The organism is Pseudomonas sp. OTU5201 (assembly GCF_038440135.1).
Lineage (GTDB): Bacteria > Pseudomonadota > Gammaproteobacteria > Pseudomonadales > Pseudomonadaceae > Metapseudomonas > Metapseudomonas resinovorans.
Genome location: NZ_JASATC010000077.1, coordinates 1 through 12721, shown reverse-complemented (window position 1 = coordinate 12721; position 12721 = coordinate 1). Strand labels below are relative to the sequence as shown.

11 protein-coding genes are annotated in these 12721 nt (G+C 62.8%); 10 read left to right on the top strand and 1 reads right to left on the bottom strand.

The window, feature by feature from the left end; translation table 11 throughout:
* Window positions 1-172: 172 nt before the first annotated feature.
* From AAHM40_RS26760 to AAHM40_RS26745, 4 genes are all read left to right on the top strand, one after another.
* Window positions 173-1555, top strand: a complete 1383-nt coding sequence (locus tag AAHM40_RS26760; RefSeq protein WP_342247400.1) for an NfeD family protein — start codon at window positions 173-175, stop codon at window positions 1553-1555.
* Window positions 1556-1557: 2 nt separating this feature from the next.
* Window positions 1558-2325, top strand: coding sequence for a slipin family protein (locus AAHM40_RS26755; RefSeq protein ID WP_342247399.1), 768 nt, complete (start codon window positions 1558-1560; stop codon window positions 2323-2325).
* A gap of 134 nt (window positions 2326-2459) precedes the next feature.
* Window positions 2460-3581: an alanine dehydrogenase gene (ald, locus tag AAHM40_RS26750; protein ID WP_342247398.1), complete on the top strand. Its 1122-nt coding sequence runs from the start codon at window positions 2460-2462 to the stop codon at window positions 3579-3581.
* 227 nt (window positions 3582-3808) lie between these two features.
* Window positions 3809-4654, top strand: a complete 846-nt coding sequence (locus tag AAHM40_RS26745) for an EamA family transporter (RefSeq protein WP_342247397.1) — start codon at window positions 3809-3811, stop codon at window positions 4652-4654.
* Between the two features lie 7 nt (window positions 4655-4661).
* Here the strand turns inward: AAHM40_RS26745 and AAHM40_RS26740 are convergent, their stop codons facing one another.
* Entirely contained in the window at window positions 4662-5009 is a 348-nt protein-coding gene (locus tag AAHM40_RS26740; RefSeq protein ID WP_342247396.1) for an I78 family peptidase inhibitor, read from the bottom strand.
* Window positions 5010-5178: 169 nt separating this feature from the next.
* On the opposite strand from AAHM40_RS26740, the gene AAHM40_RS26735 reads away from it, so the two are divergent.
* The 6 genes from AAHM40_RS26735 to AAHM40_RS26710 all read left to right on the top strand — a co-directional run.
* Entirely contained in the window at window positions 5179-6060 is an 882-nt protein-coding gene (locus AAHM40_RS26735) for a pseudouridine synthase (protein WP_342247395.1), read from the top strand.
* Between the two features lie 148 nt (window positions 6061-6208).
* A complete protein-coding gene (gene lpdA, locus AAHM40_RS26730) occupies window positions 6209-7609 on the top strand; it encodes a dihydrolipoyl dehydrogenase (protein WP_342247394.1) in 1401 nt (466 codons plus the stop codon).
* 310 nt (window positions 7610-7919) lie between these two features.
* Window positions 7920-8966 (top strand): alpha/beta fold hydrolase, encoded by a 1047-nt coding sequence (locus AAHM40_RS26725; RefSeq protein WP_446731630.1) that lies wholly within the window; start codon window positions 7920-7922, stop codon window positions 8964-8966.
* 71 nt (window positions 8967-9037) lie between these two features.
* Window positions 9038-10351, top strand: a complete 1314-nt coding sequence (locus AAHM40_RS26720) for an epoxide hydrolase family protein (RefSeq protein ID WP_446731629.1) — start codon at window positions 9038-9040, stop codon at window positions 10349-10351.
* 659 nt (window positions 10352-11010) lie between these two features.
* Window positions 11011-11907: a LysR family transcriptional regulator gene (locus AAHM40_RS26715; RefSeq protein ID WP_342247393.1), complete on the top strand. Its 897-nt coding sequence runs from the start codon at window positions 11011-11013 to the stop codon at window positions 11905-11907.
* Window positions 11908-11909: 2 nt separating this feature from the next.
* Window positions 11910-12721, top strand: an 812-nt coding sequence (locus tag AAHM40_RS26710) for a LysR family transcriptional regulator (protein ID WP_342247392.1), incomplete at its 3' end; no start/stop codon positions are given.

Here is a 12721-nt window from a genome sequence, read left to right as displayed (position 1 = left end):
TGGCTTGCCAGCTAAACGGGGCCATTCGCTGGCAAGCCAGCTCCCACGGGCAAAGCAGCTGCCTGCAACACGCAATGCAGACATCGCCAATCGCTCCTCCACCCCCTCCACAAATACCCGACAAATGGCCTCAACTATGCTGTAAGTGAACACGGCATAGCGGGAGGTCGCCATGATCCGCCGGCTGCTACGCAGGCTCCTGTGCCTGGTCATGCTATTGCCCGGTACGCTGCTGGCCGCCGGGAGCGTCAGCGTGTTGACCGTGGACGGCCCGATCGGCCCGGCCACCGCCGACTACCTGACCCGCGGCATCGAACGCGCGGAGGCCGACAAGTCGCAACTGGTGGTCATCCAGATCGACACACCCGGCGGCCTCGACACCTCAATGCGCAGCATCATCAAGGCGATCCTCGCCAGTCCTGTACCGGTGGCCAGCTTCGTCGCGCCCAGCGGCGCACGGGCTGCCAGCGCCGGCACGTACATCCTTTACGCCAGCCATATCGCAGCCATGGCGCCGGGCACCAACCTCGGGGCAGCGACGCCGGTGCAGATCGGCGGCATGCCGGGGCAGCCCGAAGGCGGCAAGCCCGGCGGCGACAAGGACGAGAAGCAGAAAGAGGATAAGGCCGCGCAACGCAGCAACGAGGAAACTCTGACCCGCAAGCAGGTCAATGATGCGGCTGCCTACATTCGCGGCCTGGCACAGATGCGCGAACGCAATGCGGATTGGGCCGAAAAAGCGGTTCGCGAGTCCGTCAGCCTCTCCGCTGCCGATGCCCGGCGCCTGAAGGTGGTGGACCTGGTGGCCCACGACCTCCACGACCTGCTCCGCCAGCTCGACGGCAAGACCCTCGAAATCGCCGGGCAGAAACTCACTCTGGCCACCGCCGGTGCGCCGCTGATCCAGCGCGAGCCGGACTGGCGTGCGCAGATCCTGGCGGTGATCACCAATCCCAGCGTCGCACTGATCCTGATGATGATCGGGGTCTACGGACTGATCTTCGAATTCTCAAATCCCGGCAGTGGCGTCGGTGGCGTGATCGGCGGCATCTGCCTGATCCTCGCCCTCTACGCGCTGCAGCTGTTGCCGGTCAACTTCGCCGGCGTTGCGCTGATCCTGCTGGGCATCCTGTTCATGGCCGCGGAAGCCTTCATGCCCAGCTTCGGCATCATCGGCTTCGGCGGCATCGCCGCCTTCGTGGTCGGCGCCGTGATCCTGATCGATACCGAGGTGCCGGGCTTTGGCATTCCTCTCTCGTTGATCATCACGGTGGCGCTATCCAGTTCGCTGGTGATCTTCGCCATCATTGCCATGGCCGTACGCGCCCGCCGGCGCGCGCTCGTCAGTGGCGACGCAGGCCTGGTAGGTAGCGAAGCCACCCTGCTCGACCTGGTCACGGACGACGCGCGCAGCGGCTGGGTGCAACTGCAGGGTGAGCGCTGGCAGGTGCGCAGCGATGCCCCCCTGAAGAGCGGCCAGCGCGTGCGCGTGCTGGCGCGTAATGGACTGTTGCTGGACGTGAAGGCGGATGAACGTTCGCCCAAAGGAGACTGACCATGGCCTTTCCGTTGAGCTTTGCCACCTTCCTCTTCCTGCTGATCGTGCTGGCGGCCTCGGCCATTCGTGTCCTGCGCGAGTACGAGCGAGGCGTGGTGTTCCAACTCGGGCGTTTCTGGAAGGTCAAGGGGCCGGGGCTGGTTCTGATCATCCCGGCCATCCAGCAGATGGTGCGGGTGGACTTGCGCACCGTGGTGCTGGACGTGCCGCCCCAGGACGTGATCTCTCGCGACAACGTTTCGGTGAAGGTGAATGCGGTGGTCTACTTCCGTGTGCTCGACCCGGAGCGCGCAATCATCCAGGTCGAGAACTTCCTCATGGCCACCAGCCAGTTGGCCCAGACCACGCTGCGCTCGGTACTCGGCAAGCACGAACTGGACGAGATGCTGGCCGAACGCGAACGCCTGAATGCCGACATCCAACAGGCACTCGATGCCCAAACCGACGCTTGGGGTATCAAGGTCTCCAACGTGGAAATCAAGCACGTCGACCTTAACGAAACCATGGTCCGCGCCATCGCCCGGCAGGCCGAGGCCGAACGCGAGCGACGGGCGAAGGTGATCCATGCTGAAGGTGAACTGCAAGCCTCCGAGAAGCTGATGCAGGCCGCCGAGATGCTAAGCCGCCAGGCCGGCGCCATGCAGTTACGCTACATGCAGACGCTGAACGCCATCGCTGGCGACAAGACCAATACCATTGTCTTTCCGTTACCAGTGGAGTTGCTCGGCGGTATGGGGGGCGGGAAGCAAAAGCCCCACGAAGACTAAGGCACTGCGGGTGACACCCTGTTTCGGCCGATTTTTTCAGGGAATTCACCTGAAAGCCGGCCAGTATTCGGCGGGGGCTCAGTCGCCGGCTTTCTACACTTGTTGAAAGGGCAACAAGAACCTGGGAGATCGCCATGCGTATCGGAGTGCCGAAGGAGATCAAAAACCACGAATACCGGGTCGGCCTGACCCCGCAATCTGTGGCCGAGTTGACCCGCCTGGGACATGAAGTCTGGGTGGAGACCAAGGCCGGGAGCGCCATCGGTTTTGCAGACGAGGACTACCAGACTGCCGGCGCCAAGGTCGCCGGCAACGCGGGAGAGGTGTTCGAACAGGCCGAACTGATCGTCAAGGTCAAGGAGCCCCTGACCCAGGAACGCTCCCGCCTGCGTCCCGAGCAGACGCTCTTCACTTACCTGCACCTGGCCCCTGACCGTCCCCAGACCAATGAACTGATTGCCTCCGGGGCCACCTGCATCGCTTACGAGACCGTCACCGACAGCCACGGCCGCCTGCCGCTGCTGGCGCCCATGTCGGAAGTGGCCGGGCGCATGTCCATCCAGGCCGGTGCCAGTTGCCTGGAGAAGGCCAAGGGTGGCCGAGGGGTGCTGCTGGGCGGCGTGCCCGGTGTCGCACCCGCAAAGGTGGTGATCCTCGGCGGCGGCGTTGTCGGCACCCACGCCCTGGCCATGGCCGTGGGGCTGGGCGCTGACGTGACCGTGCTGGACAGGAGCGTGGACGCCCTGCGCCGGCTGGACGCCCTCTACGGGAACCGCATTACCACGCTCTACTCCACCCATGGCACGGTGCGTGACCAGGTCCTGGCGGCCGACCTGGTGATCGGTGGCGTGCTGATTCCCGGCGCTGCGGCACCCAAACTGGTGACCGCCGAAATGGTCGCACGCATGCAGGAAGGCGCCGTGCTGGTGGACGTGGCCATCGACCAGGGCGGTTGTGCGGAAACCTCGCGGGCTACCACCCATGCCGAACCGACCTACGTGGTGGATGGCGTGGTGCATTACTGCGTGGCCAACATGCCCGGTGCGGTAGCGCGCACCTCGACCCTGGCGCTGAACAACGCCACCCTGCCCTTCGTCATCGCCCTGGCGCAGAAAGGTACGCGCAAAGCCCTGGAAGACGACCTTCACCTGCGCCACGGCTTGAACGTGGCCAAGGGACGCCTCACCAACGGCAGCGTCGCCGCGGCCCACCATATGGACTACGTGCACCTGGAAGAAATGCTCAAACAGCTTTAGTTCAGGGGCTTTTGAGCCCCGATGGCCACGCCGCAGCAGGAGTCCTAGGCCCTCAACTGCGTCGTGGCCATTTTTATTGTCCGTGGCGCTGGCAGGTCTTGAGCCGGCAAGTGCCGGGCGAAAGTTACCCCTTGGCTCTTCAGGGGGAGGGAGGCTTCAGTCAAGCACCATTCCCAACGGCTATGTCACTATCCCGCTTTCCCCAAGCGCCCAAGGACAGCCCCGCTGTGGAAACCTCGGTCTTCATCCTGGTCCTCACCGCCGCCGCCCTGCATGCCGGCTGGAACGCCCTCCTCAAGATCGGCCTCGATCGTTTCCTCACCGCCTCGCTGATCCAGATCGCCGCCGGCATGATCGCCCTGGTCGCCCTGCCCTTCGTGGCCCTGCCCAAGCCGCAAGCCTGGCCCTGGATCGGCCTCTCCGCGCTGTTCCATATCGGCTACAACACCTACCTCGCCCGCGCCTACCAGCATGGCGACCTGGGCCAGGTCTACCCGCTGGCGCGGGGCAGCTCGCCCCTGCTGGTGGCCGTGCTGTCGGTGCTGCTGCTGGGTGACCGGCTCAGCCCCGGAGAACTGACCGGATTACTGGTGCTGGTAGGCGGGATCTGGCTGATGGCCGTACGCGGAAGCCGCAGTGCCAAAAGCATCAACCGTTCACTGCTGGGCTGCGCGCTGATGACAGCCGTGTTCATCGCCGGCTACACCCTGGCCGATGCGACCGGGGCGCGGTGCAATGGCGATGCGCTGTCCTATGCGATGTGGCTGTTCGCGTTGAATGCCCTGGTGATGGCGGTGGTGATTGCCATCACCAGGGGGCCACGGACGTTCCTGCAACTGGGCCCGCATTGGCGCGGCGGCCTGGCCGGTGGGGCAATGTCGCTGGCGGCCTACAGCATCGCCATCTGGGCCATGACCCAGGCCCCGGTGGCACTGGTTTCAGCCTTGCGGGAAACCAGTGTGCTGTTTGCCCTGCTGATCGGCGCGCTGCTGCTCAAGAAGCCGCTGCCGCCGATCCGTCTGCTGGCGTGTGGGGTCATCGCCGCTGGGGTGGTGCTGCTGAGATTGCTCTGACGGCCGATCAGCCGCAGGTGAACTGTTTGACGACGTCGGTTTCGCTCACGTCGATATTCAGACGGCGGGAGTTGTAATCCATGGTCACTGCATCATGGGGGCGCAGTATCCGTGCGGTTTCGGCACCGGATTGGCGCTTGGCCTGTTCGACCAGGGCAGTGTTGGCGGTCTTGCCGACCAGGGTGGCTACGGCGGCGGCATCGCAGGTGCCGGAGAATGACGGCGCGGCTGCGCTGGTGGATGCCTCGGCGGTCGGGGTGGAGGCAGTGGGCGCAGTGGGTTTGTCGGTCGAGCTGCAGCCGGCCAGGAGCAGGCCGGTAACGGCAAGACTGAGGGAAATCGATTTGAAGTACATACAGCGGTCCTCTTCTGAAAATAACCTGGCGTGCGCCTGCAACGGGGCTTCCATCGCGGCGGGGCTCCTGCCCGCGGGCGCACGGCCGGTGCATTCTATCCTCTGCCTTTGACTCCGGTCAGTCAGCTGCGGCTTAATGCCCCGCCCCTGCAATCTGCCGAAACACTCCATGTCCCGTATCCCGAGCATCCGCCCCAGCACCCTTCACCTGCCCCAGGGCAATTGGAACACGGTGCTGGACTGCCTCTGCGCGCGCTTCCCGGCCATTGCCCGCGAGACTTGGGTGGAGCGCATGGCGGGCGGCAAGGTGACCGATGCCCTGGGTAATCCTCTCGGCCCGGAGCACCCCTATCAGGAGGCGCTGCGCGTGCACTACTTCCGCGAGGTGAAGGGCGAGAAGGCCATTCCCTTCGAGGAATCGGTGCTGCATATCGACGAACATCTGGTGGTGGCCGACAAGCCCCACTTCCTGCCGGTGATGCCGGCCGGGGAATACGTCGAAGAAACCTTGCAGGCACGTCTCACCCGGCGCCTGGGCAACCCCCACCTGGTGCCGTTGCACCGCATCGACCGCCATACCGCCGGCCTGGTACTGTTCTCCGCCAACCCGGCCAGCCGCAACATCTATCACGCCCTGTTCCGCGATCGGGAAATCCACAAGCGCTACGAAGCGATAGCCCCTGCGCTACCCAGCCTCGACTTCCCGCTGCTGCGGGAAACTCGCCTCGGCAAGAGCGAACCCTTCTTCCGCATGCAGGAAATAGAGGGCGAGCCCAACACCCGCACGCGTCTGGACGTGCTGGAAAAGAACGGCGAATTCTGGCGCTACGACCTCTACCCCATCACCGGCAAGCAGCATCAACTGCGGGTGCATCTGGCGGCCCTGGGTGCGCCCATCTGCAACGATGGCTTCTACCCGGAGCTCACCGACAAAGGCGGGCCGGACGACTACCAGCGCCCCCTCAAATTGCTCGCCCGCAGCCTGGCCTTCAACGACCCCATCAGCGGCGAACGCCGCTGTTTTGAAAGCCGCCTAAGCCTGGACTGGTAACGCCCCCCTTCGTTCGTGCTCTTGACGGGAAATATGACACCAATAATATTACAAGCGTAATTCAAGCAGATTATTGCCCGGCTGGAAGGCTGCTGGTTGTCCACTAGGCTTCTGCATTCCCCTTACGACTTTTCGACAGGTAGAGCCCATGAGCACATACGACGTGGTGGTGATTGGTGGCGGCCCGGGTGGTTACAACGCGGCGATCAAGGCCGGGCAACTGGGCATGAAAGTGGCGTGCGTCGAAGGCCGGGAGACCCTGGGCGGCACCTGCCTCAACGTTGGCTGCATGCCTTCCAAGGCCTTGCTCCATGCCTCAGAGCTCTATGAAGCGGCCGCCGGCAAGGAATTCGCGACCCTGGGTATCCAGGTCGAACCCAAGCTCGACCTGGCGCAGATGATGAAGCAGAAGGCCGAGAGCGTGACGGCGCTGACCAAGGGCATCGAGTTCCTCTTCCGCAAAAACAAGGTGGAGTGGGTCAAGGGGTGGGGCCGCATCGACGGCGCCGGCAAGGTGGTGGTGACCGCCGCCGATGGCCAGCAGCAGACCCTGGAAGCCCGCAACATCGTCGTCGCCACGGGGTCGGAGCCGACGCCCCTGCCCGGTGTGACCATCGACAACAAGCGCATCCTCGACTCCACAGGCGCCCTGTCCCTGCCGGAAGTACCCAAGCACCTGGTGGTGATCGGCGCCGGGGTGATCGGCCTGGAACTAGGCTCGGTCTGGCGCCGCCTGGGCGCCCAGGTGACAGTGGTCGAGTATCTGGGCCGCATCTGTCCGGGCCTGGATGACGAGACCGCCAAAACCCTGCAGCGCGCCCTGACCAAGCAAGGCATGAGCTTCAAACTCAGTTCCAAGGTCACCGCCGCCAAATCCAGCAAGACCGGCGTTGAGCTATCCATCGAACCCGCTGCCGGCGGACTCGCGGAATCCCTCAAGGCCGACTACGTGCTCGTGGCCATCGGCCGCCGTCCCTACACCGAAGGGCTGGGCCTTGAGACAGTGGGCCTGGCCACGGATCCGCGCGGTATGCTTGCCAACGAACGTCACCAGACGACCGCCCCCGGTATCTGGGTCATCGGTGACGTCACTTCGGGTTTGATGCTCGCGCACAAAGCCGAAGACGAAGGCATAGTCTGCATCGAGCGCATCGCCGGACAGGCCGCCGAGGTGAACTACAACCTCATCCCGAACGTGATCTACACCCGCCCGGAAGTCGCCAGCGTCGGCAAGAGCGAAGAACAGCTCAAGGCCGAAGGACGCCCCTACCGGGTCGGCAAGTTCCCCTTCACCGCCAACAGCCGGGCCAAGATCAACCATGAAACCGAAGGCTTCGTGAAGGTACTGGCCGACGAGCGCACGGACGAAGTGCTGGGCGTGCACATGGTCGGCCCGAGCGTCAGCGAGATGATCGGCGAGTACTGCGTGGCCATGGAGTTCTCCGCCTCGGCCGAAGACATCGCCCTCACCTGCCACCCACACCCGACCCGCTCCGAAGCCCTGCGCCAGGCGGCGATGGATGTGCATGGCGCAGCGATGCAGGCGTGATCCGGTGGGAGCGGATGCATTCGCGAATGAATCCGCTCCCACGCTGAATCCACCCCACACGGACCGGACACCACATGACCTGCCTCTATTGTGCGGGTTTTGACGGACGCCCTCGCACTTGCAGGACCCCGTGGCTGCTCCTGCAGAAAAGCGTCCACCCGCCAGGCCTCCTCAGTAGTGGGTAGCGACTGGCCGAGGCTCCCGGGAGACTCTTGCTCTACGTACTAGAATCAAACCCGCAAAAATTTTTCGCTCACGCGCTTTCGAGCTTGGTTTCGTGAACGGCGGTCTGAATCCAGAGGTGACAACCATGTCGCGAGAGTTCGACCCTGAGCGGCGCCAATTCCTAGCCACAACGCTAATGACTCTGGCATCCGCCCAACTCGTTATCGGTTCCGCCACAGCGGCCAGCGAGACGAAATCACTGACGTTGCCGGCGATCGAGCCGGGGACCAACACGACCTTTCCTCCACTCAAGGGAATCGATGCCGGCGTCCTGAGCGTCGCGTACGCTGAGGTCGGACCGTCAGATGGCCGTCCTGTCATCCTTCTACATGGCTGGCCTTACGATATTCATAGCTTCGTTGACGTCGCACCGATGCTGGCGTCAGCGGGCTACAGGGTGATCGTGCCTTACCTGCGTGGCTTTGGTTCGACGCGCTTTCTTTCGAGCGACACTCCTCGCAACGGCCAACCCTCTGCGGTCGCGTCGGATATCGTCGCCCTCATGGACGCGCTGACGATCAAGCAAGCCATTCTCGCCGGTTTTGATTGGGGCGCACGCACAGCCAACATCATCGCCGCGCTCTGGCCGGAACGATGCAAGGCCATGGTGTCGGTGAGCGGGTATCTGATCGGCAGTCGGGAAGCCGGCAGGATGCCGCTGCCGCCGAAAAACGAGCTCCAGTGGTGGTACCAGTTCTATTTCGCCACCGAGCGTGGCCGGACCGGTTATGACAAATACCGCCGCGACTTTGCCAAGCTCATCTGGCAGATCGCGTCGCCAAAGTGGACGTTCGACGACGCCACGTTCGAACGCAGCGCGGCCGCCTTCGACAATCCGGATCACGTCGCTATCGTCATCCATAACTATCGTTGGCGGCTCGAACTGGCTGAAGGCGAATCGAAGTACGACGAACTGGAAAAACGGCTTGCCGGCTTTCCGGTAATCGTCGTGCCAACGATCACCCTCCAAGGCGACGCCGACGGTGCGCCGCGTCCCGACCCTAGTGTCTATGCCAAGAAATTTTCAGGGAAATACGCCCACCGGAGCATCGAAGGAGGTATCGGGCACAACCTGCCCCAGGAAGCGCCGCAGGCATTCGCACAGGCGGTGGTAGACGTCGACGCATATTGAACCCTGCCTCACAGGCACCAGAGCCCTGTAGGCAGAGGCCACTAGCTGACCTCGTGGAAGGAAGCTCGATCATGGTCACCCAGCATTCGATCACATTCACAGTCCTGTCCCGCCGGTCCCTGCTATTGAAGGGGGCAGCCTTCTCAGCCTTCGCGATGCTCAGTCCGGCAATGGCGACAATCCAAACCGATGCGGCACCGCCTTCGGGTACTGATGCGGTTCGCCCCTTCCGCGCCGACGTTCCGCAATCTGCGCTCGACGATCTTCGCCGCCGCCTGGCCGCTACACGCTGGCCGGATCGGGAAACTGTCCCTGATCGCTCCCAAGGGGTGCAGCTCGACAAGCTTCAGGCGCTGGTGCGCCACTGGGAGACTGACTACGACTGGCGCAAGGCGGAAGCGAAACTCAATGCCTACCCACAGTTCCTGACCAACATCGACGGCCTGGACATTCACTTCATCCACGTTCACTCACGCCATCCGAACGCCATGCCGCTGATCATGACCCACGGCTGGCCAGGGTCGGTCTTCGAACTGCTGAAGACCATCGGACCGCTGACCGATCCGACGGCGCACGGCGGGAGCGCTGACGACGCGTTCCACCTCGTGTTGCCTTCCATTCCCGGGTTCGGCTTCTCGGCCAAGCCCACAAGCACCGGTTGGAACCCGGACCGCGTCGCCCGCGCCTGGGATGCGCTCATGAAACGCCTCGGCTACGCGCGCTACGTGTCACAGGGCGGAGACTGGGGCGCCATCATCTGTGATGCCATGGGACGCCAGGCACCTCCGGGGTTGCTGGGTATCCACGTCAACCGGATCGAACGTTCGACGACCCTCCCCCCCGAAGTCGCGAAGGCACTCATGAGCGGTGAGCCCCCTCCAGAGGGCCTTGGTGCAGAAGAGCGCGAGGTGTTCGACGAGGCGCGCGCCTTCCTCGGCAAGGGCTTCGGCTTCGCGGCGATCATGGCGACGCGTCCGCAAACCCTCGGCTACAGCCTTGCCGACTCGCCGGCTGGGCTGGCCGCCTGGTTCTACGACAAGTACGGCGAGTGGGTATTCACCCGCGGCGAACCGGAGCGTGCCTTCACGCGCGACGAGATGCTGGACAACATCTCGCTCTATTGGCTGACCAACACTGGCACCTCCAGCGCACGAATCTACTGGGAAAACAGTGCCAGTAGCGCAAAGCCAGAGCCAATCTCGATACCGGCAGCCGTGACGATATTTCCCGGCGAGGTCTACAAGCCGCCCAAGCACTGGGCCGCCCGCCTGTACAAGAACCTCGTGTACTTCAACCGCGTGGACAAGGGTGGCCACTTCGCAGCCTGGGAAGAGCCCGAGTTGTTCAGCGCCGAGGTGCGTGCAGCCTTCACGTCATTGCGATGACGATTCCTGTTCTCGGCACGGACGTCGCTTGGGCTGTTGAAAGGCAGCCTCTGGCCGATTCTGTCGAAGAACCCGCTTCGAGATTTCTGCCCACAGAAGTGCATTGCCTACGCCGAAATCTGAGGCCATGTCCGGGGCAAGAACTGCCTTGTATTTCACGTTGCAACACGAAAATCAGCCGCCTTTTGGGGTATGTACAGGCGACTCTGGCTAACACCGATTTTTTCAACAGAATCGGGCGATTGCTGCCGTTTGCGAGCAGCAGATGTGGGTGGCCTGGCGGGATTTTCCGGCCTTCATGGCAGGCGGCGAGGAGGTTTCGCCATGAGTGCTCGCGCGGCGGGTGCAGCCGGCGTTGAAACGGCTGCATTCGAGACCTTACAGCGTCGGGCAGAACGTGCGAAGCCATCAGCCATGGTCCGCAAGGGTTTCGTGACTCTACCCATCCGGACTGGATGCGACGAGCAGAGTTCGACTCCTTGCCGTTAGGCAAAAGGCAAAAGGCAAAAGGCAAAAACCGCCCCAAAGCTACCGGTGGAGATTGGCAGCAACCGGCCGAAACTAACCTTCAAAACTTTATTAGGATACCGTCCGCGCTACGCTGTTAGCGGCTAAATCCACTCAGCAAACTGGCGGTGATTGTGGACAGGTTTCAGGAAATGAAGGTGCTGCTGGCCGTCGCGGAAGCAGAGAGTTTTGCCGGCGGCGCCAAGTTGATGGGGATGTCACCGCCAAGCGTAACTCGTGTGATAGCTGGTCTGGAAAATCGCCTGGGCACACTGCTGCTCGCACGTAGCACCAGGAGCGTACGCCTGACTGAAGCGGGGCGGCGCTATGTGGATGACTGTAAGCGCATCCTCCTCGACCTAGAGGAAGCCGAAGAGCTGGCGACCGGTAGCAGCGTTCGCGCTCGGGGCAACCTGACAGTGACTGCGCCGGTTATGTTCGGCGAGCAATATTTAATACCTCTGATCACACAGTACCTGGCAGAGCACCCGGAGGTGACTGTAAATGCCCTGCTGGTGGATCGCCTCGTAAACATGGTCGACGAGGGGGTGGACATCGCCATTCGCATAGGTGAGCTGCCGGACACCGGCCTGCAGGCCGTCAGGGTCGGGCAGGTCTCTACAGTCGTATGTGCTGCACCGACATTTCTTGATCGCGTCGGCAGGCCCGTGGAACCAAGTGATGTGCTGGGGCTGCCGATGGTGATGTCATCGGCGAGTAGTTTGCTCACCGACTGGCAGTTCAGGGTGGGGGAAAGCACTATCGTTTTGCATCCAAAACCGCGCCTGATTGTCAGCTCCAACCAGGCATCTATCAATGCCGCACGGATGGGCTGGGGCCTTACACGGGTTCTGTCTTACCAGGTGGCCGAGCCGGTGGCTAAAGGCGAACTTGTGATCCTGCTCGAGGCGTATCAGACACCTGCACTGCCGGTGCACATGCTGTATCAAGGCGACAAACGGGTGTCAGCGAAGGTGCGTACTTTCGTTGACTACTGCTCCGCTCGACTCATTGCAGATCCGGCACTGCAAACTGTTTCGGTGGCATAGGAATGAGCCGATATCGCGAGATGCAGGCATTCGAAGCGGTGGTGCAGACCGGTAGCCTGGCCGCCGCAGCTCGGCATCTCGAGCTGTCGCCAGCAACCATCATGCGTACCATTGCGTCATTGGAAGCGCGCCTACACAACACCTTGCTATTTCGCAGTCCGCGCGGTGTGGAGCTGAGCCCGGCTGGCGAGCAGTTCGCGCAAAGCTGTCGGCAAATCCTGGAAGAGACCGAGCTTGCCGATCGCTCTGCTGCCGGCCGGCATGCTCGACCCGGCGGCCAACTGACGGTTGCAGTTCCGCTACTGATGGATTCGCAGATCTTCACACCGATAGTCTTGTCCTATCTGGACGCCTATCCTGATGTATGCCTGACGATCCAGACCAGCCATGGAGCACCCAATCTCCTAAAGGATGGCATCGACATTGCGCTGGTCGTCGGCCAGTTACCCAACTCATCCGAGTTCGCTGCTTCACTGGGTATGGTTAGGCCAATTGTCTGCGGCTCACCCGACTACCTGCACGCATGGGGGCGTCCCGAGACACCTGAAGATCTCAAAACTCATCGAGCAGTGGTTAGCTCGTCTCCCGGCCATGAGACGGACTGGCGTTTTCCTTGCGGTCGCTCCACCCGCCTGGTGAAACCCACGCAAGTACTCACCTGCACGACCCAGCGCGCAGCCATTCGTGCAGCGACACTGGGAGTAGGCCTGGTTCATTGCATGAGCTACGAAGCCCATGATGAGTTGGCGAGCGGGTTACTCGTGCCGGGGGGTTTGGGCGATGGCAGTGCCCCCCCCACCCCCCGCTTTTTTTA